The organism is Pantoea sp. V106_11, from assembly GCF_029967885.1.
GTDB classification, from domain to species: domain Bacteria; phylum Pseudomonadota; class Gammaproteobacteria; order Enterobacterales; family Enterobacteriaceae; genus Pantoea; species Pantoea ananatis.
The window spans coordinates 88,438-110,253 of sequence record NZ_JASCAK010000028.1; the positions used below are offsets into that span (position 1 = coordinate 88,438).

20 protein-coding genes are annotated in these 21,816 nt (G+C 53.9%); 7 read left to right on the forward strand and 13 right to left on the reverse strand.

Features of this window, described 5'->3' with window-relative positions:
- Positions 1-6: 6 nt before the first annotated feature.
- Complete coding sequence (ispA, locus tag QLG08_RS11060) at positions 7-906, reverse strand: (2E,6E)-farnesyl diphosphate synthase (RefSeq protein WP_014593071.1); 900 nt, start codon at positions 904-906, stop codon at positions 7-9.
- Positions 906-1,148 (reverse strand): exodeoxyribonuclease VII small subunit, encoded by a 243-nt coding sequence (gene xseB / locus QLG08_RS11065; RefSeq protein WP_013024868.1) that lies wholly within the window; start codon positions 1,146-1,148, stop codon positions 906-908. Before xseB ends, ispA begins: the two co-directional genes overlap by 1 nt.
- A 232-nt stretch (positions 1,149-1,380) precedes the next feature.
- Here xseB and thiI point away from each other — a divergent pair, with 232 nt between their 5' ends.
- Complete coding sequence (thiI, locus tag QLG08_RS11070; protein WP_013024869.1) at positions 1,381-2,829, forward strand: tRNA uracil 4-sulfurtransferase ThiI; 1,449 nt, start codon at positions 1,381-1,383, stop codon at positions 2,827-2,829.
- Positions 2,830-2,904: 75 nt separating this feature from the next.
- Here thiI and yajL read toward each other — a convergent pair whose 3' ends face one another.
- A complete protein-coding gene (gene yajL, locus QLG08_RS11075; protein ID WP_207806373.1) occupies positions 2,905-3,504 on the reverse strand; it encodes a protein deglycase YajL in 600 nt (199 codons plus the stop codon).
- Positions 3,458-4,378: a 2-dehydropantoate 2-reductase gene (panE, locus tag QLG08_RS11080; protein WP_013024871.1), complete on the reverse strand. Its 921-nt coding sequence runs from the start codon at positions 4,376-4,378 to the stop codon at positions 3,458-3,460. Before panE ends, yajL begins: the two co-directional genes overlap by 47 nt.
- Before the next feature lie 133 nt (positions 4,379-4,511).
- Between panE and QLG08_RS11085 the strand changes: the two genes are divergently transcribed.
- Positions 4,512-5,003, forward strand: a complete 492-nt coding sequence (locus tag QLG08_RS11085) for a YajQ family cyclic di-GMP-binding protein (protein ID WP_014606447.1) — start codon at positions 4,512-4,514, stop codon at positions 5,001-5,003.
- A gap of 2 nt (positions 5,004-5,005) precedes the next feature.
- On the opposite strand, the gene QLG08_RS11090 is transcribed toward QLG08_RS11085, so the two are convergent.
- Positions 5,006-6,781: a sigma-54-dependent Fis family transcriptional regulator gene (locus QLG08_RS11090; protein WP_029568490.1), complete on the reverse strand. Its 1,776-nt coding sequence runs from the start codon at positions 6,779-6,781 to the stop codon at positions 5,006-5,008.
- A gap of 273 nt (positions 6,782-7,054) precedes the next feature.
- Here QLG08_RS11090 and QLG08_RS11095 point away from each other — a divergent pair, with 273 nt between their 5' ends.
- Both QLG08_RS11095 and adhP read left to right on the forward strand, forming a co-directional pair.
- Positions 7,055-8,575: an aldehyde dehydrogenase family protein gene (locus QLG08_RS11095; protein WP_013024874.1), complete on the forward strand. Its 1,521-nt coding sequence runs from the start codon at positions 7,055-7,057 to the stop codon at positions 8,573-8,575.
- Positions 8,576-8,604: 29 nt separating this feature from the next.
- A complete protein-coding gene (gene adhP, locus QLG08_RS11100) occupies positions 8,605-9,645 on the forward strand; it encodes an alcohol dehydrogenase AdhP (RefSeq protein ID WP_019106641.1) in 1,041 nt (346 codons plus the stop codon).
- Positions 9,646-9,779: 134 nt separating this feature from the next.
- Here adhP and QLG08_RS11105 read toward each other — a convergent pair whose 3' ends face one another.
- From QLG08_RS11105 to QLG08_RS11140, 8 genes are all read right to left on the reverse strand, one after another.
- On the reverse strand, positions 9,780-11,144 hold the full coding sequence (locus tag QLG08_RS11105; protein ID WP_015700837.1) for an MFS transporter: 1,365 nt from the start codon (positions 11,142-11,144) through the stop codon (positions 9,780-9,782).
- A 132-nt stretch (positions 11,145-11,276) separates the two neighbouring features.
- Positions 11,277-12,164: a heme o synthase gene (gene cyoE / locus QLG08_RS11110; protein ID WP_013024877.1), complete on the reverse strand. Its 888-nt coding sequence runs from the start codon at positions 12,162-12,164 to the stop codon at positions 11,277-11,279.
- A 12-nt stretch (positions 12,165-12,176) separates the two neighbouring features.
- Complete coding sequence (locus QLG08_RS11115; protein WP_013024878.1) at positions 12,177-12,506, reverse strand: cytochrome o ubiquinol oxidase subunit IV; 330 nt, start codon at positions 12,504-12,506, stop codon at positions 12,177-12,179.
- Positions 12,506-13,120 carry a cytochrome o ubiquinol oxidase subunit III gene (locus tag QLG08_RS11120; protein ID WP_013024879.1) on the reverse strand — a complete coding sequence of 205 codons (615 nt, stop codon included), beginning with the start codon at positions 13,118-13,120 and terminating at the stop codon, positions 12,506-12,508. Before QLG08_RS11120 ends, QLG08_RS11115 begins: the two co-directional genes overlap by 1 nt.
- Entirely contained in the window at positions 13,120-15,102 is a 1,983-nt protein-coding gene (gene cyoB / locus QLG08_RS11125) for a cytochrome o ubiquinol oxidase subunit I (RefSeq protein ID WP_013024880.1), read from the reverse strand. Before cyoB ends, QLG08_RS11120 begins: the two co-directional genes overlap by 1 nt.
- A gap of 4 nt (positions 15,103-15,106) precedes the next feature.
- The gene (gene cyoA, locus QLG08_RS11130) at positions 15,107-16,033 is read right to left on the reverse strand and encodes a cytochrome o ubiquinol oxidase subunit II (RefSeq protein ID WP_014606444.1); all 927 of its coding nucleotides are present in this window, start codon (positions 16,031-16,033) and stop codon (positions 15,107-15,109) included.
- 433 nt (positions 16,034-16,466) lie between these two features.
- Positions 16,467-17,954, reverse strand: coding sequence for a muropeptide MFS transporter AmpG (gene ampG, locus QLG08_RS11135; protein WP_014606443.1), 1,488 nt, complete (start codon positions 17,952-17,954; stop codon positions 16,467-16,469).
- A gap of 46 nt (positions 17,955-18,000) precedes the next feature.
- Positions 18,001-18,579: a lipoprotein gene (locus QLG08_RS11140; RefSeq protein ID WP_282472912.1), complete on the reverse strand. Its 579-nt coding sequence runs from the start codon at positions 18,577-18,579 to the stop codon at positions 18,001-18,003.
- Between the two features lie 263 nt (positions 18,580-18,842).
- Here QLG08_RS11140 and bolA point away from each other — a divergent pair, with 263 nt between their 5' ends.
- The 3 genes from bolA to clpP all read left to right on the forward strand — a co-directional run bounded on the left by bolA (position 18,843) and on the right by clpP (position 21,714).
- On the forward strand, positions 18,843-19,157 hold the full coding sequence (gene bolA, locus QLG08_RS11145; RefSeq protein WP_013024884.1) for a transcriptional regulator BolA: 315 nt from the start codon (positions 18,843-18,845) through the stop codon (positions 19,155-19,157).
- Positions 19,158-19,451: 294 nt separating this feature from the next.
- Complete coding sequence (tig, locus tag QLG08_RS11150) at positions 19,452-20,756, forward strand: trigger factor (protein ID WP_022622659.1); 1,305 nt, start codon at positions 19,452-19,454, stop codon at positions 20,754-20,756.
- Positions 20,757-21,090: 334 nt separating this feature from the next.
- On the forward strand, positions 21,091-21,714 hold the full coding sequence (gene clpP / locus QLG08_RS11155; protein ID WP_006117959.1) for an ATP-dependent Clp endopeptidase proteolytic subunit ClpP: 624 nt from the start codon (positions 21,091-21,093) through the stop codon (positions 21,712-21,714).
- The last annotated feature ends 102 nt before the right edge of the window (positions 21,715-21,816 follow it).

A 21,816-nucleotide genomic window follows, 5' to 3' on the forward strand; every position in this document is an offset into this window, starting at 1 on the left:
TGGAAGTTATTTATCGCGTTCAATTACGAAGCTCGCCAGCGCCTTCAAGGCTGTGGTGTTATAGGATTTGGCAGAGAGCATGTGCAAAGCATCGACGGCTTCCTGATATAAATCCAGTGCCTTAGTGCGGGCATCATCCAGACCCATCAGTGAAGGATAGGTGCTTTTTCCAAGATCTTGATCGGCACCCTGGCGTTTTCCGATGACAGCTGTGTCACCCGTCACATCCAGGATGTCATCCTGCACCTGAAAAGCCAGACCGATAGCGTCTGCATAGCGATCAAGATACGGAAGCGCCTCGCGGCCTTTTTCGCCAGCGGCAAACGCGCCAAGCCGAACGGCCGCGCGGATCAACGCACCGGTTTTATGACGATGAATTTGTTCAAGTTGAGCAAGCCCCACCGACTGACCCTCCGCCGCCAGATCCAGTGCCTGACCGCCGCACATCCCCGCGACGCCGCTGGCTTTTGCCAGTTCTGACAACATGGCCAGCCGATATTCCGCGCTCACGCCCGGCATGGGCTGGTCGGCAAGGATAGAAAATGCCAGCGTTTGCAGCGCATCGCCTGCAAGGATGGCGGTATCTTCACCATATTTAATATGGCAGGTCGGTTGCCCACGACGCAGAGCGTCATCGTCCATGGCAGGAAGATCGTCATGAATCAGTGAATAGGCATGAATACACTCAACTGCTGCAGCGGGCGCATCCAGACTCGCTTTGTCGGCGTGAAGCATCTCGCCGGTGGCGTAGACCAGAAACGGGCGCAGGCGTTTGCCGCCTAATAATGCCCCATACTGCATGGCATTCACCAGAGGAGAACTCTGAAAAGGCAGGGCGTCTAATAAGCCCGTCAACGCACGATTCACTTGCCTGTGATAAGCGTCGAGCAGTTCAGGAAAATCCATTAGTTGTTTTCCGGCGTAAAAGAGGAGAGGTCGGCGTCTTTATCATCGCTGAGTAAAATACGAACGCGCTGCTCGGCCTGTTGCAGCGTCTGTTGGCCATTGCGTGCCAGCTGCACGCCGCGCTCAAATTCATTGAGGGCCTCTTCCAACGGCAGTTCACCACTTTCCAGACGACTGACAATCTGTTCCAGCTGCTGCAATGACGTTTCAAAGCTGGCTGGCTGTTCGGCTTTTTTCGGCATAGTTAGGATCGACTCACGGTTGGAACGTTATCATGCAATCGGTCATGGTAGCTGAGAGAGAATGATTAGCAAAATAATCAATGTGCATGCTGTTGCAGAAGCAGTCACCAGGTAAAGGTGATATACTTCCGCGCCTCGGATGCGGATGCGCCTGGCAGCCCGCAATTTTATGATCTTACCAGCTAAGTGCAGCCTGTTTTAGCACTTATTTGCCCAACGAAGCTGTATCGCCATGAAGTTTATCGTCAAGTTATTTCCCGAAATCACCATCAAGAGTCAGTCGGTGCGCCTGCGCTTTATTAAGATTCTTGCCAGCAATATTCGCAACGTGCTTAAAACCGTCAGCGACGAGATCGCGGTCGTCCGTTACTGGGATCATATTGAAGTGCGCTGCAAAGATGAAGCCATGCGCACGGTTATTCCTGATGAGCTCATGCGCATCCCCGGTATCCACCATGTCCTTGCGGTGGAAGAGCGTGAATATACCGATATTCATCATATTTTTGAGCAGACGCTGGCGCAGTACCGCGATGCTCTTGAAAACAAAACGTTTTGCGTGCGTGTTAAGCGCCGGGGCAAACACAGCTTTAGTTCGCAGGATGTGGAACGCTACGTCGGCGGTGGCCTGAATCAGCACATCGAGAGCGCCACGGTGCAGCTTAAAAAGCCAGAGGTGACGGTCAATCTCGAAGTGGAAGAGAACCGCTTAACGCTGGTGACCGCGCGCTATGAGGGGCTGGGCGGTTTCCCGATTGGCACGCAGGAAGATGTGCTGTCGCTAATCTCGGGCGGCTTTGACTCTGGCGTGTCGAGCTACATGCTGATGCGTCGCGGCTGCCGGGTGCATTACTGCTTCTTTAATCTTGGCGGTGCCGCACACGAAATCGGCGTGCGTCAGGTGGCGCATTATATCTGGAACCGTTTCGGTCGTTCACATCGGGTCCGTTTTGTCGCGATAAACTTCGAACCGGTCGTGGGCGAAATTTTAGAAAAAGTCGACGATGGCCAAATGGGCGTGGTACTGAAGCGCATGATGGTTCGCGCCGCGTCGATGGTCGCTGAACGCTATGGCGTTCAGGCGCTGGTGACCGGTGAAGCGCTGGGACAGGTTTCCAGTCAGACCCTGACCAACCTGCGTTTGATCGACAATGCATCGGATACGCTGATTCTGCGCCCGCTGATCTCCCATGATAAAGAGCACATCATCAAGGTCGCGCGTGAGATCGGCACCGAAGATTTTGCCAGTACCATGCCGGAATATTGCGGTGTGATTTCCAAAAGCCCAACCGTCAAAGCGGTGAAGGGCAAAATCGACGCTGAAGAAAGCCATTTTGACTTCTCGATTCTGGAACGCATGGTGGCCGAAGCGACCAACGTGGATATCCGCGAAATTGCCGAGCAAACGCAGGACGAAGTGGTCGAGGTTGAAACGGTCGGCTTGCTGAACGAAAACGACAGCGTACTGGATATCCGTTCGGTGGATGAGCAGGAAGACAAACCGCTTGAGTTGGTGGGAACAGAGGTGAAGTCGATGCCTTTCTACAAACTCAGCACCCAGTTTGGCGACCTCGATCAGAATAAAACCTGGCTGTTGTACTGCGATCGCGGCGTGATGAGTAAACTTCAGGCGCTGTATCTGCATGAGCAGGGCTTTAAAAACGTCAAAGTTTACCGCCCTTAAAACGCACGCTGTGCCCGCGCACCCGACCGGGAAGCGGGCACAGTGCTACCTGTACCGCTTTTCAGACGCCGAATCTTAACTGGCCTGGTAATCGTAAATGCCGGGTGCCATTACCAGTTGAGCGGCAACCTCCCGCGCTTTATCACTGCCGACTAACAGATCGATTAACTTCAGCGCAAAATCCATCGCGCTGCCCGGCCCCTGGCTGGTTAACAGATTGACGCGCGGATCCCACACCACGCGCCGCTCCATCCATTTATCATCCGGTATGGTGGATTTCAAACCGGGGAAACCCGTCATATTTCCCACGGGAAACAGGTTATGCGGCACCAGCACCGTGCCAGGCGCGGCGCAGATGGCGGCAACAATACGCCCGGTCAGATGAAACTGCCGCACGGTTTCCACCAGCAGCGGACTGTCGCGAAACGTCTCGGCGCCTTTCAATCCTCCGGGCAGTACAATGGCATCGTAGGCGTTATCCGCGACCTCGACCAGCGGGACATCGGCCAGCAGGCGGACCCCGCGCGAGCAGAGGATTTCACGGCTGCCGTCGCTTTCCACGCTGGCGGTAACCGTTTTTATCCCGCCACGTACCAGCAGATCCAGCGTGGTGACCGCTTCGATTTCTTCACTGCCATGAGCCAGACAGACCAGTACTGAGGCGTTCGCGCCCATAAAAAGACTCCTTGCGTTTAATCATGTCATACAGGCGCGTGTTTTCTGTCAACACGAAGCCGTGGGTACGTGCCCGGCGCAGCAGGAAACCGGTGATGTATTCAATTTCCGTCAGCCGCTGTGCGCGAATATCCTGCAGCATTGACGACGTATTCGCCGCCGTCGTTTCTATCACATCGAATACCTGATCCTGCAGACTCTGGCTGTCAACGGACTGGCCTTCTCGTTCCATCACCCAACTGATTTCATCGCACAGGGTTTGTATTTCACGGCTGTACTGGCGGAGCGCGCCGTTTTGACAATCGTGCTCCACGCTCAGCGGGTTTATTACGCAGTTAACCGCCAGTTTGCGCCAGCAGGCGGCCCGGATATTGTCATGCCAGGCGACGTCGGGCAGTGCATCATGTAGAACGTCGGCAATCGCGCTCCAGCCTTCGCTTTTGCGGTTGCCGGGGCCAATATGCGTGACGCCGCTGGCGACATGTTTTATCACCGTTCCGTCCCGCATGGCGGCGTGGGTGGTAATGCCGCGCAACAGCGGCTGTCGCAGGCCCTTTAATTCCCCCAGCGTCCCCATTCCGTTATGCAGCAGCAGCACGGGACAGTTTTCCGCCATCACGCTCTCCAGATTTTTAACGGCTGTCGAAACCTGGGGGGCTTTCAGCGTGACCAGCAGCAGCTGACTCTGGGCCAGAAACAGCGGATCGTTGGCAATAAAGGTCCGGTTCGACACGCGACCCAGAGGATCAATCACGTTGGCTGAACAGTAGGGCTGGGGGACACGCAGCCATCCCTGTACATCATGTCCAGAATGGGCAAGGGCGGTAAGCCAGACCTGGCCTAGCGCGCCGCATCCTAATACGGTTATTTTCATGCTGCCTCCCGCTCGCGGGCGTATTATTTATGCGCTGTGACAATGGGTTAAGTATAGCGCTGCACAGCGTGATTTTATTTAGTGGCCTAAGACGCGTATTATGCATGCCAGTTTAGCCTCAGGAGAAGAAGAGATGCCATCTTTCGATATCGTTTCAGAAGTCGACATGCAGGAAGTTCGCAATGCGGTAGATAACGCTAACCGCGAACTGTCCACCCGTTTCGATTTTCGTAACGTCACCGCCAGTTACGAACTCAATGAAAAAAATGAAACCATTAAAGTCATCAGTGAATCTGACTTTCAGGTAAAGCAACTGGTCGATATTCTGCGTGAAAAAATGCTTAAGCGCGGCATTGAAGGCGCGGCCCTGGACGTGCCGGAAGAAATTGAGCACAGCGGCAAGAGCTGGAGCCTGGATGCCAAAATGAAAAAAGGCATTGAAGCCGATGTGGCGAAGAAGCTGGTGAAGTTGATCAAAGACAGCAAGCTGAAAGTGCAGACCCAGATTCAGGGTGAATCCCTGCGCGTCACTGGTAAGTCACGTGACGATCTGCAGGGGGCGATGGCGCTGGTGCGCGGGGGAAATCTGGGCCAGCCATTCCAGTTTAAAAACTTCCGCGATTAAGCTCACTTCTCGCGTGCAGCGCGGCGATACAGCGTGCTGCGCGCAACGCCGAGCGCCTGCGCCGTTTTGCTGATGTTGCCGTTAAACTGCTGCAACGTCGCTTTTATCAGACGATCGTCATGCTGCTGGCGCGCGGGTGATGCCGCGGCGTTGCCGCTGCGGTACTCCTCAGGTAAATGCGTGATCTCCACGCTATCGCCATCTTCCGCCAGCGCCAGCAAGACTTTCATCAGGCTGCGTAGCTGGCGCACGTTGCCCGGCCAGGGATAGCGCGTTAATGTCGCCAGCACTTCGGAAGACAGGCCGATCTGACGCGCGCCGCCGCCCAGCGCGTCCCAGAGTTGCGTGATAAACGCCGGAAGAGAAGACCAGTCACGTAGAGGCGGGATCGTGAATGAAAATTCCTGCAGCCGGTACAGGAGATCCTCGCGGAAGTCGCCCTGTGCGACGCGTTGCGCCAGATCCCGATGTGTCGCGCTGATCACGGCCAGGTTAACCGGCCAGCTCTGACTGGATCCCAGCGGCGCGACCTCTTTTTCCTGTAGCACGCGTAAGAGCCGGGTTTGCAGCGCCAGTGGCATATCGCCGATCTCATCCAGAAACAGGACGCCGCCATCGGCCTCACGGATTTTACCGATGTAGCCATTTTTGCTGGCGCCGGTAAATGCCCCCGGCTGGTAGCCAAAGAGTTCAGATTCGATCAAGGATTCCGGAATCGCGGCGCAGTTAATCGCCACAAATTTTCCTTCCCGCCAGCGGCTTTGCTGATGTAACGCGCGGCTGACGTACTCTTTTCCGCTGCCGGTTTCCCCGCGAATGCATAATGAAACGCCGGCATTCAGCAGCCGCACCATTTTATCTCCCTCATGTTGCAGTGAGAAAGGCAGCGGACGCGCAGGGCCTGCTGCTACGCTGAAGCGGGTTCGGGTGGGCGCACGCAGACGAAAATAATAAGGCTGGGGTCCGATCATCACCGGCGTTGGCAGTGCGGTGGCCCGCAGATCGCCGTGAGGAAACAGCTGCTGAAATGTGATGACGCCAAGCTGTTCGGCGTGCAGGCCAAGCTCACGCAGGGCCAGCCGATTTGCGGCAGTCAGCACGTTGTCTGAAAACACCAGCAGCAGCTCATCCGGGCTGTCTAGCCGGTGTGCGTCGCTGTGCAGGCTCATCAGCCATTGTTGGGGATGCAGGCTCTGCTTAACCCACAGATACTCAATGTGCCGTGCCGCCTGTTTGACCCAGGCAAACGTATGGGCATGGGAAAAATGCGCAGGGCCGGAGACATCCAGTACCCCCGCAATCTGCCCGTTGGGCATTTGCAGCGGCATGGCGGCACAGTAAAGCCCCTGGTTGCGGGTCAGGAAGTGTTGATTCCCCTCGATTTCACAACCGTCGTCTATCGCCAGTGCCGTACCAATGGCGTTGGTGCCACGGCCACATTCGCTCCAGATGTTGCCGGGGGCAAGGGCGAAACGCTGTGCTTTTTGCATCGCCTGCATCTCGCCAAAGGTGTGCAGCACCCGGCCTGCCGCGTCAGACAGAATGACCACCGACTGCATCTGCGTCACCTTCTGGGCCAGCTTGTGCATGACGGGCTGAGCAAACTGCTGGAGGTCAGTATTACTGGCCACCAGCTCTGTCAACTCGGCCTGACGTACGCGAGGAAAATCATCGGCCGAACGATCCAGTCCGTAGAGCTGGCTGCGTAGCCAGGAATCACTCAGCAGGGGGTTGTTATCGATAGCGGGCAATAGAGCATCGGAAACCTTGTGCTGCATGAATGACCTCGTGGGCTCGGAAAAGTGTAGCGGGATTGTAGCGTTTTGGTTTTAGCGGTGTTGCGATTTGCAACACAAAGCGGGATCAAAGCCGGTTAGTCCTCAACGCATGCCTGTGAGATTACTATTCAGGTGATTGATTTTTATTATTTTTATCTGGATTTTCAGCGCGTAAGGGAAGTTGGCACAGGCCCTGCAAACGTCAGGTGACAGCGCGCTATCCGTTAAAAATCAACATGCCGCTGTCTGTCTACCCTACAGAAGGAGTTTGCGATGCGTTATGCCCATCCCGGCACACCTGGTGCGTTAGTGACGTTTAAATCTGCCTACGGCAACTACATTGATGGCAAATTTATCGAGCCGCTGAGTGGTGAGTACTTCATGAATACCTCCCCCGTCAACGGCAGTGACATTGCCCGGTTTCCTCGTTCCGATGCGCGCGATATTGATTTAGCGCTGGATGCCGCGCACCGGGCTGCAGAAGCCTGGGGAAAAACCTCCGTACAAACCCGATCTAATCTGCTGCTCCAGGTGGCTGATCGCATTGATGCCAATCTCGAAACCCTGGCCGTGGCCGAAAGCTGGGACAACGGCAAACCGATTCGGGAAACGCTCAATGCCGATCTGCCGCTGGCGGCCGACCATTTTCGTTACTTCGCAGGATGCCTGCGCGCGCAGGAGGGCAGCACGGGCGAGATCGATGAAAAAACCGTGGCCTATCATTTTCATGAGCCGCTGGGCGTGGTGGGGCAAATTATTCCCTGGAATTTTCCGTTGCTGATGGCCGCATGGAAGCTGGCGCCGGCCCTGGCTGCCGGTAACTGTGTGGTGCTTAAGCCAGCGGAGCAAACTCCGCTGGGCATTACGCTGCTGATGGAGATGATCGGCGACCTGTTTCCTGCAGGCGTGCTAAACGTGGTACAGGGTTTCGGCCGCGAGGCGGGCGAAGCGTTGGCAACCAGTAAACGCATTGCCAAAATCGCCTTTACCGGTTCTACGCCGGTGGGACGTCATATCATGGCCTGTGCCGCAGAAAATATTATTCCCTGTACCGTGGAACTGGGCGGGAAATCTCCGAACATCTACTTCGCCGACATCATGAATGGCGAGCCGGACTTTATTGACAAGGCGGTGGAAGGGCTGGTGCTGGGCTTCTTTAATCAGGGCGAGGTGTGTACCTGTCCGTCACGTGCGCTAATCCATGAGTCCGTTTACGCGCCTTTCATGGAGCGGGTGATGGCCAAAGTCGCCACCATTCGTCGCGGCGATCCGCTCGATACCGACACGATGATTGGCGCCCAGGCTTCGCGTCAGCAGTTCGATAAAATTTTGTCGTATATTGAGATTGCCCGCAACGAAGGGGGCGAGATCCTGACCGGGGGTGAGCGGGCCTTGATATCGTCCGAACTGGATAACGGTTTCTATATTCAGCCCACGCTGATTAAAGGCAGCAATAGCATGCGCTGCTTTCAGGAGGAAATCTTTGGCCCGGTTATCGGCATCACCACCTTCAAAGATGAGGCTGAAGCCTTGCGTATTGCCAATGAAACCCAGTTTGGATTGGGAGCGGGCGTCTGGACGCGGGACAGCAATTTAGCCTACCGCATGGGGCGGGCCATCAAAGCCGGGCGCGTCTGGACCAACTGTTACCACATCTATCCGGCCCATGCTGCCTTTGGGGGTTACAAACAGTCCGGCGTGGGTCGCGAAACACACAAAATGGCACTCAACCAGTACCAGCAGACCAAAAACCTGTTAGTCAGCTATGACACGGCACCGCTGGGGCTGTTTTGAGTCCGTAACCTATCCCTGGAGCGTAAATCATGACGATGAAAATCAACACGATGATGAAGGCAGCAGTTGTTAAAGCGTTCGGCGAACCCTTGGTGATTGAGCAGGTGCCCGTACCCCAGCCTGGGTCGGGGCAGATTCTGGTAAAAATCGCGGCAACCGGCGTGTGTCACACCGATCTGCATGCGGCAGAGGGCGACTGGCCGGTGAAGCCGGTTCCGCCTTTTATCCCGGGACATGAGGGCGTCGGGCAGGTGGTCGCGGTGGGGGATAACGTACATCACCTGAAGGTGGGCGATCGGGTCGGCGTGCCCTGGCTCTACTCCGCCTGCGGTCACTGCGAGCACTGTCTTGATAACTGGGAAACGCTGTGCCACAGCCAGCAAAATACCGGCTATTCGGTTAACGGCAGTTTTGCCGAATACTGCGTGGCGGACGCCAACTATGTCGGCATCATCCCCGAAAACCTCGCATTCAACGAGGTGGCACCGGTGCTCTGTGCGGGCGTGACGGTCTACAAAGGGTTAAAAATGACCGACACTAAACCCGGTGACTGGGTGGTGATTTCCGGCATAGGTGGGTTAGGGCACATGGCTATACAGTATGCCGTCGCGATGGGGCTGAACGTGGCGGCTGTCGATATCGATGACGATAAGCTGGCCTTTGCCCAGCGCCTGGGCGCCAGCGTGGTGGCGAATGCCAGAAACGTCGATCCGGCCAGGGTGTTTCATGAGCACTTTGGCGGCGCGCACGGCGTGCTGGTCACGGCGGTGTCGCCTAAAGCCTTTGAGCAGGCGATCGGCACGTTACGTCGTGGGGGCACCATGGTGCTAAACGGCTTGCCGCCTGGCAAATTCGATCTGTCTATTTTCGATATGGTGCTGGACGGCATTACGGTGCGGGGTTCTATCGTCGGAACGCGTAAGGATTTACAGGAGGCGCTGGATTTTGCCAGCCGTCATAAAGTGAAAGCCAGCGTGGCGATTGAACCGCTCAGCAATATTAACGATATCTTTGCCCGGATGCATGCAGGCAAGATTGAAGGCCGTATTGTGGTGGATATGTCGTTGTAAACCACCCTCAATCGCCGGATGAAAAAAAGGTGCCTGAAGCAGGGCACCTTTTTCACGTGGTTTGTGGCGACATGTCTGACACGAACTGACTTAATCTTTCGCCACGATCGCGCGCAGTTAAGCGCCGCTCGCGACTAGCAGCTGCCGATCAGCGCTTCCAGCTCAGGCCGGCTGGTGACCTTACTGTCTATCTTGATGTAGGCGCTTTTCTCTTCCGGCACAATCAGCACGGATGAGACGCCGGGTTGTGCTTTCAGACGTTTTTCCAAAGTGGGCACGGCCAGCGCGGCATCGCTCAGCACCAGACGCAGGCTGCTTACATAAGGCGGTTCCTGCATAGTCATGCTGACAAACAGCCAGGCTGCGGCCACAATCGCCCCGACCATAAACACGGTTTGTGCATCGAAATGACCAAACAGCCAGCCGCCCAGGCTCCCCCCAATGGCGACGCCCAGAAACTGACTGGTGGAATAAAGTCCCATAGCGGTGCCTTTATAGCCAGCGGGTGACTCCTTACTCACCAGCGATGGCAGAATCGCTTCCATCAGGTTAAAGGCCAGGAAGAACAGCTGAACGCCGACAACCAGCGTCCAGAAATGCCCCTGGGCGCCCCATAAGACGATTTCGGCGATGACCATCATGCCTACGCAGCCGACAAAGACCCGCTTCATCTTTCGCTTTACTTCGGCGTAGATGATAAAGGGCACCACGCCGGCAAACGCAATCAGCATGGTGATCAGATAGACCTTCCAGTGTTCTGACGGCGGCAGGCCAGCCTGTTCAAACTGGTCGGGCAGGGCGATAAAGCTCGACATCAGCAAGATATGTAAAAAGAAGATGCCCAGGTTCAGTTTGATCAATCGGGGATTGGCCAGCACTTTACTGAAGCTGCCGCGTACCATCCCTGATTCACGATTTAGCACGTGATGAGAAGAGGAGGGGACAACCCATAACGTAATCGCTATGCCCAGTGACGCAAGCATCGCGATCATCCAGAACAGCGCGTTCAGGCCCAGCTTGTGGGTGATAATCGGACCTAAGACCATTGCGATAGCAAAGGTCACGCCAAAGCTGATACCGATAAACGCCATCGCTTTAGTGCGGTTTTGTTCACGGGTTAAATCGGACAGCAGCGCCATGACCGCGGCAGCAATTGCACCGGAGCCCTGCAGCGCACGCCCCAGAATAATGCCCCAGATTGAATCGGTGCTGGCCGCAATGACGCTGCCAAGGACGAAGACCAGCAGGCCGCCGACGATCAGCGGCTTGCGTCCGATGCGATCGGACAGCAGGCCAAAGGGGATCTGGAAAATAGCCTGAGCCAGACCGTAGATGCCGATTGCCACGCCGATTAAGGTTTCACTCGCTCCCTGAAGTGCCATGCCATAGGTGGTCAACACCGGCAGGACCATAAACATTCCCAGCATGCGCAGGGAAAAGACCGTGCCAAGGCCCCATGTGGCGCGCAGCTCCACCGGAGTCATTTTGTTATCGTTCATTCCAACCTCTGTTGATGTGCTGCATTTATTTTAGGTAGGGAGAGCGGGCGGGTAAAACAATAGTTCTTAAGCAGTCGTAACAAAAAGAAAGGGCGCGAAAATCGCGCCCGTTTCATGCTGTTGCAGTACACATCAGCGCACGTAGGTCAGCAGGTCTTTCGATGCTGGCGTCATAAAGTCAACCGACATCATGACGCTCAGGGCCGTGATAGCCACAATCGAGAAAACGAACAGCTTACGCGCCCAAACCCGATCGTTTGAGGTTTTGTAGCCTGACAGCGCCATTCCCAGCCACCACACGCTAACGGCAGACGCAACGACCAGATATTTGTAGCCTGCGTAGCCACCCAGCGTCAGCATCAGCGTGGCAATCATAAACGCCAGGATATAGAGCGTAATATGATTCTTCGCCACCGAGATACCTTTCACCACCGGTAACACCGGGATGTTGGCTGCCTGGTAATCTTTAAAGCGGAAGATGGCAATCGCATAGGAGTGCGGCATCTGCCACAGGCTAAAGATAGCCAGCAGGATTAAGGCACCGGCATCAAACTCGTTGGTCACGGCGCAGTAGCCAATGACCGGCGGCGCAGCACCGGACAGGCTGCCAATCAGCGTACCGTAGACAGAGTGACGCTTCATATACAGGCTGTAAACGCCAACGTATACCACGAAGCCCATCACCGCCAGCCACATGGCCAGCGGATTAGCACCAAAATACAGCAGTGCAAAGCCAGCAATACCCAGCACAGTGGCGTAAACCAGGCTAACTTTCGCGGAGATAAGGCCTTTAACCAGCACCCGATTCCTGGTTCTCTCCATCTTGATATCGATGTCGCGGTCGATCACGTTGTTGAAAACACAACCTGAGGCAACCACCAGTGACACACCAACCAGCGAGGTGAGAAACAGGGCGTAATCAATGCTGCCCTTAGAGGCCAGCAAAAATCCGCCAATCACAGAAATTAAATTCCCGAAAATAATTCCTGGCTTTGTAACTTGCAGGTATTGCTTAAACATTACACAGACTCTTTAGTGGGGCATCATGTTGTAGTTGAGGTTCCACATGATCCACAGTGAGCCAACGACAACAATCAGGATAATGATTGCTGAGAAGACAATGGCCACCATGTTCCAGCCACCTTCAGACTTGCTGTCCAGGTGCAGGAAGTAAACCAGGTGAACCAGCACCTGAACCACTGCACAGACCAGCACAACGCCGAGGATGGTTCCATGAGAAGCGCTACCATCCATTACCATCCAGAACGGGATTCCCGTCAGGATGATAGAAAGGATGAAGCCGATCATGTAAGACTTCACGCTACCGTGTGATGCACCATGTTCGTTAACAGAATGACTCATTACATGGCTCCCATCAGATAAACTACGGTGAACACGCAAATCCAGACCACGTCCAGGAAGTGCCAGAACAGGCTCAGACACATGATACGCGTACGGTTGGTGGCGTTCAGACCGCGTTTAGCGATCTGGAACATCAGCACGGCCATCCAGATTAAACCAGAGGTAACGTGCAGACCGTGAGTACCGACCAGCGTGAAGAAGCCAGACAGGAAGCCGCTGCGGTCAGGACCGAAGCCCTCAACAATCAGATGATGGAATTCATAGATTTCCATCCCGATGAATCCAGCACCAAACAGGAAGGTCAACGCCAGCCAGCCGATAACGGCGCCTTTGTTTTCCTTGTTCATGGCGATAACGGCCATGCCGTAGGTGATAGAGCTCAATAACAGCAGCGCGGTTTCAACCAGCACGAACGGCAGTTCAAAGATATCTTTGCCTGCCGGACCACCGGCGGTGCTGTTAACCATAACTGCATAGGTCGCAAACAGGGTTGCGAAGATAATGCAGTCACTCATCAGGTAGATCCAGAAGCCAAAGACTTTATTGGCTCCTGCATCGTGATGCCCATGCTCCGCATGGGCGTCGTGGTGGTGTTTTACGGTTTCAGTTGACATTATTTCAGACCTGCTTTGCTGATTTCGTCAAAGTGCTGCTTTTCAATCTTCTCTACTTCGGCAACCGGAACGTAGTAATCCACGTCTTCGTCGAAGCTCTTCACGATCCAGCTTACGATCATGCCGAGGAAAGAAAGACCAGCCAGCCACCAGATATGCCAGATCATCGCAAAACCGAAGATGGTCGCAAACGCGGCAATAACAATCGCAGCACCGCTGTTTTTCGGCATATGAATTTCTTCATATTTAGCCGGTTGCTTGTACGCTTCGCCTTTCTCTTTCATTTCCCAGAAAGCGTCACGCTCATGCACATGCGGGATAACAGCAAAGTTATAGAACGGCGGTGGTGAAGAGGTTGCCCACTCCAGCGTACGCGCGCCCCATGGGTCACCGGTCAGATCGCGGTTCTGGTCGCGGTCACGCACAGAAACGTAGAACATAATGATCTGGCAAAGGATACCGCAGGCAATCAGTGCCGCACCGCCTGCCGCTACCACTAACAGCGAGTGGAACTGCGGGTCGATGTCCTGGCTCAGACGACGGGTCATGCCCATAAAGCCCAGTACGTACAGCGGCATAAAGGCAACGAAGAAACCGATAATCCAGAACCAGAAGGCGCGCTTGCCCCAGGTTTCGTTCAGCGTAAAGCCGAACGCTTTCGGGAACCAGTAAGTCACACCGGCCATACAACCGAACACCACACCACCGATAATCACGTTATGGAAGTGAGCAATCAGGAACAAACTGTTGTGCAGGACGAAGTCCGCACCTGGCACCGCCAGCAGAACACCGGTCATACCACCGACAGAGAAGGTGACCAGGAAGCCTACGGTCCACAGCATAGCAGAGTGCATTTGAATGCGGCCCTGGTACATGGTGAACAGCCAGTTAAAGATTTTAACCCCGGTAGGAATGGCGATAATCATCGTCATGATACCGAAGAAGGCGTTGACGTTCGCGCCCGCACCCATGGTGAAGAAGTGGTGCAGCCAAACGATGAACGACAACACGGTGATGGCGATGGTTGCCCATACCAGCGAGGTGTAACCGAACAGACGCTTTTTCGAGAAGGTCGCAGTGACTTCAGAGAAGACACCAAAGACCGGCAGAACAAGAATGTACACCTCTGGATGACCCCAAACCCAGATCAGGTTGACGTACATCATCATGTTACCGCCCATATCATTGGTAAAGAAATGGAAGCCGAGGTAACGATCAAGTGTCAACAGTGCCAGCGTAACGGTCAGAACCGGGAACGCAGCGATGATCAGGACGTTGGTGCACAGTGATGCCCAGGTAAATACTGGCATTTTGAACAGGTCCATGCCCGGTGCACGCATCTTCAGAATGGTAACGAAGAAGTTAATACCGGTCAGCGTGGTACCAATACCGGAAAGCTGGAGACTCCAGATCCAGTAATCAACCCCCACGCCAGGACTGTACTCTGCCCCCGACAGCGGTGGATAGGCCAGCCAGCCTGTTTGTGCGAATTCACCGACACCCAGAGACAGGTTAACCAGGATTACACCAATCGCGGTAAACCAGAAGCTCAGGTTGTTCAGGAACGGGAAGGCAACGTCACGTGCACCAATTTGCAAAGGTACTGCGATGTTCATCAGGCCCACAACGAACGGCATCGCCACGAAGAAGATCATGATCACGCCGTGCGCGGTGAAGATCTGGTCGTAGTGATGCGGCGGCAGTATGCCTGCTTCCCCGGCCGAAGCCAGAACCTGCTGGGTACGCATCATTACCGCATCGGCAAAGCCGCGCAGCAGCATGACGAAGGCCATGATGATATACATGATACCCAGTTTTTTGTGGTCGATGGAGGTGAACCATTCTGACCACAGATATTTCCACTTACCGAAATAAGTGATGGCGGCGACAAGCGCCAGACCTGCGATGATGATACCGGCGACCGTGACCATGACAATCGGCTCATGGAACGGTATAGCATCCAGTGTTAATTTTCCGAACATCGTATTATTCCTCGGCTCCCGCGGTAGCGGTGTGACTCATGTCCATGCCTTTATGCTCAGGCATGTCCATCTTCCCGTGGCTATGCATGAACTTGTTGATGACCTGCAAGAACAGTTCAGGATTAGCAGAAGAGAAATATTCCACCGGGTGATTTTCGCTTGGTACCGCTACTTTTTCGAAATCATCCATCGTTGTCAGCGTGTTAGGTGCCGCTTTAACTTTGGCAACCCACTGCTGGAACTCCGCGTCGTCTTTGGTGGCAATGGCTTTAAACTTCATACCAGAGAAACCGCGACCACTGAAGTTGGCGGAAATACCGTCGAAAGTTCCTGGCTCGTTGGCAATCAGATGCAGTTTAGTCTGCATGCCTGCCATCGCGTAGATCTGGCTACCGAGCGTAGGAATAAAGAAGGAGTTCATAACGGAATTAGAGGTGATTTTGAAGTTAACCGGTGTATTCGCCGGGAAAGCGATCTGGTTAACGGTCGCAATACCTTGTTCTGGATAAATGAACAGCCATTTCCAGTCCAGGGCAATCACATCAATTTCAACCGGTTTCACGTCTGACACCAGCGGTTTGCTCGGCTCCAGGGCGTGGGTTGATTTCCAGGTCAGCACACCAAGGAAAACAATGATCAGGATCGGAATGGTCCAGACCACGGCTTCCACTTTGTTAGAGTGTGACCAGTTAGGGCTGTATTTGGCATTCGTGTTTGAAGCCCGATATTTCCAGGCAAACACGATGGCCATCAAGACTGCAGGTATCACGACGATCATCATCAGACCAAAAGCGGTCAGGATCAGCGAACGTTGCTCCAGCGCAATCTGTCCTTTGGGATTTAACAATGCATTATCGCAGCCACTCATTAATAAAGTGCCTGCGATTAATGACAAAATCCCCAAACTTTTATTGTATTTACTGAGTCTCATTTAACGACCTCAATGACAAAGGGCTCTATTGTCGTTTAAGTGTGCGCGCATTTTACGGGAAGGTTTATGCAGTGTAAACCAGCTTAAGGATGTGTCAGAACCATGTTGACACCTTTTGCTAAGGGTGTCACAGATGTTGTTCTCGGTGACAAATTATTAACGTGGACAAGCAGTTGGCGGCAATATAACAAAAAGAGATGGATATAGGGTTAAACAAAAGTGGTAAAGGAATAACCCTGACTTTAATCACCCAATTATTTAACAATGTTGCATCATTTATTCGATTATTTTTAACCAAATTAATTGCGCACCGGTTTTAAATATCAGGGGGTAATCCCCCCGGTGAGTGAAATAATTTTTTGTAAATTGACACGCAAAGACAAATTAGGCGCGCTTAATCGACTGTACGAAATTGCGGCGAAATCACGAGCCGTTATCGGATAACGGCGGAGTCCTCTGCTTTCTGCAGCGCACGATAATCCAGCACCACACCGAATAGTACACCACAAAGCGCCAGCGTCATACCAGCCTCAAACAAGGGAATCAGCACGGCCGACAGGCGAGTCAGGCCCGCGGCGTCCAGCGCCAGCGCCAGCAGCCATAAAGCCAGCAATCCACAGCCGCCGGCAAACAGGCGGTTTGTCCAGCGGTAGCCCGATGCAAAGCGGGTACGCGGCAAAAACTGCCCGGTTTTTTGTGTGAAATCCAGCGTGCTGCGACAAAATGCTAACAGCGCCAGGCCGGGTAGGCCAGCCAGTATGGTAAAGGCATAAAAGGTTGGCCAGCCCCACCATTCCACTAAAAAACCCGCCACAGGGCCGACGTAAACGCGGCCGACCGCTGACAACGCGGACAGCAGCGCGAACTGCGTGGCGGAAAAGGATTTATTACACAGCGTCATCAGTAGCGCGACGAAAGCCGCCGTGCCCATCCCGCCACACAGGTTTTCGATAAACACCGCGCTCGCCATGCTCCACAGATGTTTGTCGGTGACGGCCAGCAGCCAGTAGCCAAAATTGGACACCGCCTGTAACAGGCCAAAAATCATCAGGGCGCGAAACAGGCTCAGGCGCTGCATCAGCACGCCACCATAGAGCGCCCCGATAATGGTGGCCAGCAGGCCAAGCGTCTTATTCACCAGGCCAACATCGCCCGGATTGAAGCCCACGCCACGGATTAAAAACGTGGTGGTGAGCGAGGCGGCAAACGCATCGCCCAGCTTGTAAAGAATGATCAGGGTAATCAGCAGCCAGGCGTTGTTGCGGTTAAAAAAGTCCCGCAGCGGATCAACCACCGCCTGACGTAATGAGCGGGGCGCGGACTGGCGGTCATCCGGCTCGTCAGCCATAAACGTTGCTACGATGCAGGGCACCAGTAACAGCGCCATCAGCCAGTAAGTGGCTCGCCAGCCGAGGTAGCGATCGGCCAGCCATAACGCCAGACCTCCCGATATCAGCATGGCCAGCCGATAACCGAGAACCGTAATGGCCGCGCCGCTTCCGCGCTCTTCCGGCGGCAACACGTCCGTCTTCCACGCATCAAATACAATATCCTGTGACGCAGAACAGAACGCGATTAACACCGCCAGCGCCGCCATCAGGGTCAAATCCCGGCTGGGCTGCATGAACCCCATCGTGATGATGCTGGCCACTAGCGCCAGTTGGGTGATCAGCAACCATCCTTTGCGGCGACCAAGAAAAGGTGGCGTGTAGCGATCCATCATGGGTGACCAGAGAAACTTAAATACGTAGGCCTGGCCAACCAGCGAAAAGAAACCAATGGTTTTCAGATCGATATTATCCACGGTCATCCACGCCTGTAACGTTCCACCCGTTAATGCCAGTGGCAATCCGGATGCAAATCCCAGCAGGAGTAAAACAGCGGCATTTTTTTGACGGAAGACGCGGAAGTAGTGATTCATACTGACCTTGAGAAGGGCCCGGCGTCATGCCGGGCAGGGGACAAAATTAGCGGGCGTTCTGCTTGATAAATTCGTTGACGCTGGTGTCCTGCGCCATATCCGCAATCACGTCACTCAGCGTTGAGTTAACCGCATTGGTGATTTTCTGGTTACTTGCGCTGAATGCACCTTCTACGCTGTAGGTCTGACGGTAGTTTTTGATCTGCTTATTGCCGTTTTTCGCGGTAGCAATAATAGAAATGTCCGCCTTGGTCGTAATGCTGTAACGCACGTCGCCCTGGGTGACGTCGGCATACAGATTATTAACAATGATTTGCAGATCCACTGCGCCATTAGGCCCTACCATATAGCCGCGTGCGGTCATCTGTTTTTCCAGCACTTCCTGCAGTAAGAAACGCAGGTCGCGTGAAGGGGTCAGACTGACCAGTTGGCCATCACGGTTCACTTTTGCCAGCGCCTGATCGCGGCGCTGGTCTGCGCCGTTAATGCTGACGGTGATGCCCATCAGGCTGGGATCGCGCTGCGGCAGCTGAATCTTGGGTTGGATTGTCAGTGTGTTGTTGCTGGAAACACAGCCGGCCAGAATAAAGGCAGCCAGCAGTGGGAATAACAGTTTTTTCAACATACGCTTTCTCGTTAGTGTCATGGGTTGGTGTGCAAAAACTGCGGCCATCATAGCAAAGCGGTGCAGTGATTAAAGCCCCCTGCAAGAGGTAAAGTGAGCGCTGCGGCTTTTCGCCCCCGCTTTCTGGCATAAACAGCAGGCTGATAAGGCGCGCGATACGCCCAGCGGAATGATAATATTCCGCCCGTCACCGCGTAGAGTGGCTGAAAACCAACTAATATTTAAACAGATGGGGCACAGCGCTCGCCATTGAGGGTAAAACCATGATTCGAGAACAGATAGAAGAGAAGCTGCGCCTGGCTTTTGAGCCGGCTCATCTGGAGGTCCACGATGAAAGCTACCGACACAACGTGCCTGCCGGTTCGGAAAGTCACTTTAAAGTCGTGATCGTCAGTGACCGTTTTACCGGCCAGCGTTTCCTGGCGCGCCATCGCGCAATTTACAGCGAACTCAGCGCGGAGCTGGCAGGAAGCGTTCATGCCCTTGCGTTGCACACTTATACCTTGAAAGAGTGGGAAGGATTGCAGGATACGGTACTGGCCTCACCTCACTGTCGGGGCGCCGGAACGCTAGCCTGATTGCCCGCGTTTTAAACGGCCTTCGGGCCGTTTTTTGCGTTTAAGGGTGGCTAAACGCGATCTGTGGCTCAAAAAAACAGCAAACTCCCTGAAAAGTGGTGACTTAGCATCCTCGACTCATCTCAGTGATGCCGCTATAATGCTGCGTCTATTTTTCCGGAATGTCTTCGGGACGCTTCTGGTAACAGGGATCAGGTTCTCTTCACGGAAGCCGTCCCGGTTGTTGGATACGGCGCATTAACCAATGTGTGGTGTCTGAAGTTGACCGAGCACGTGATTTTTTGAGGTAACAAGATGCAAGTTTCTGTAGAAACCACTCAGGGCCTGGGCCGTCGCATTACGATTACTGTCGCTTCTGACAGCATCGAGAGCGCCGTTAAAAAAGAACTGGTGGATGTGGCGAAGAAAGTCCGTATCGATGGTTTCCGTAAAGGCAAAGTGCCAATGAACATCGTGGCACAGCGCTATGGTGCTTCTGTGCGCCAGGACGTGCTGGGCGATCTGATGACGCGTAACTTTGTTGACGCCATCATTAAAGAGAAAATTAATCCGGCTGGCGCACCGAACTACGTGCCAGGCGAATACACCGAAGGTCAGGACTTTACCTATGCGGTAGAATTCGAAGTGTATCCAGAAGTTGAGCTGAAAGGCCTGGAAAACATCGAAGTCGAGAAGCCACAGGTTCAGGTGACTGACGCGGATGTGGATACCATGCTGGAAACCCTGCGTAAGCAGCAGGCTAACTGGATTGAAACCGATGCAGCAGCCGGCGCAGAAGACCGCGCGACTATCGATTTCACCGGTTCTGTTGACGGTGAAGAATTCGAAGGCGGCAAAGCCTCTGATTTCGTTCTGGCGATGGGCCAGGGCCGCATGATCCCAGGTTTTGAAGAGGGCGTTATCGGTCATAAAGCAGGCGAAACCTTCACTATCGACGTGAAATTCCCTGATGACTACCATGCGGAAAACCTGAAAGGGAAAGACGCGAAGTTCGAGATCGTGTTGAAGAAAGTTGAAACGCGTGAACTGCCAGAACTGACTGAAGAATTCATTAAACGTTTCGGCGTGGAAGAGGGTTCAGTTGACGGTCTGCGTGCCGAAGTGCGTAAGAACATGGAACGTGAGCTGAAAGGCGCTATTCGTAACCGCGTGAAAACCCAGGCTATCGACGGTCTGGTTGACGCAAACCCAATTGACGTGCCAGCTGCGCTGATCGACAGCGAAATCGACGTTCTGCGTCGTCAGGCTGCACAGCGCTTTGGTGGTGACGAGAAGCAGGCGCTGGAACTGCCACGTGAGCTGTTCGAAGAGCAGGCAAAACGTCGCGTTGTTGTCGGTCTGCTGCTGGGCGAAGTGATCCGCACCCATGAGCTGAAAGCTGACGAAGACCGCGTGAAAGTGCTGATCGAAGAGATGGCTTCTGCCTACGAAGATCCGCAGGAAGTGATCGAGTTCTACAGCAAGAATAACGAGCTGATGAACAATATGCGCAACGTTGCGCTGGAAGAGCAGGCTGTTGAAGCCGTGCTGGCGAAAGCGAAGGTTTCTGAGAAAGAAACTAACTTCCAGGAACTGATGAATCAGACCGCTCAGGCCTAATCATCTTTTTAACCGGTTGTGCTAAAGCCCGCGCCTGAAAAGTCGCGGGCTTTTTTCTGTATTACGCTTGCTGCCAGTCGGTTTGTCGCTATTTGGCTAATTTTTAGGCAAATTGTTCACGCATCGCTTTTTCCTGGTTAGCGATTGATGAAAAGGTTGTTATGCTTGAAACAACTGAGCAGCATCCCAAGATACAGGGAGTATGCAAAAACAGTTCGGCTGACTGATTAACCGTCCTGAAGTTGTCGGTAAGAGGCAGAGCATAGTTTTTGTCGCTCGTCTTACGTAAAATCGGTACAGAATGTTGCCAACGAAATTTATCCAGGAGACGGTAATGTCATACAGTGGCGATCGTGAGTTTACTGCACCGCACAATGCGTTGGTGCCAATGGTGGTCGAGCAAACCTCGCGCGGCGAGCGTTCATACGACATCTATTCCCGTCTGCTTAAAGAACGCGTAATCTTCCTTACCGGTCAGGTGGAAGATCACATGGCTAACCTGATTGTGGCCCAGATGCTGTTTCTGGAAGCAGAGAATCCGGAAAAAGATATTTACCTTTATATCAACTCACCGGGTGGCGTGATTACTGCCGGGATGTCAATTTATGACACCATGAAGTTTATCAAGCCGGACGTCAGTACCATTTGTATGGGCCAGGCCTGTTCAATGGGGGCTTTCCTGTTGACTGCCGGGACGAAGGGCAAGCGTTTCTGCCTGCCAAACTCACGCGTGATGATTCACCAACCGCTGGGTGGCTATCAGGGACAGGCAACTGACATTGAGATCCACGCGCGCGAAATCCTGAAGGTGAAGCAGCGCATGAACGAACTGATGGCGGAGCACACCGGCAAGTCACTGGAAGAAATTGAGCGTGACACCGAGCGTGACCGTTTCCTCTCCGCCAGCGAAGCGGTAGAGTATGGATTGGTCGATTCCATCCTGACGCATCGCCAATAAGCCCTAACTTCGCCTTGTCTCTGGTCTATAGTTAACAGGACAAGGTGATAATGGGTTGAATGAACATCGGCCGTGTACCCACGGCCAGTGCTGTACTTCTGG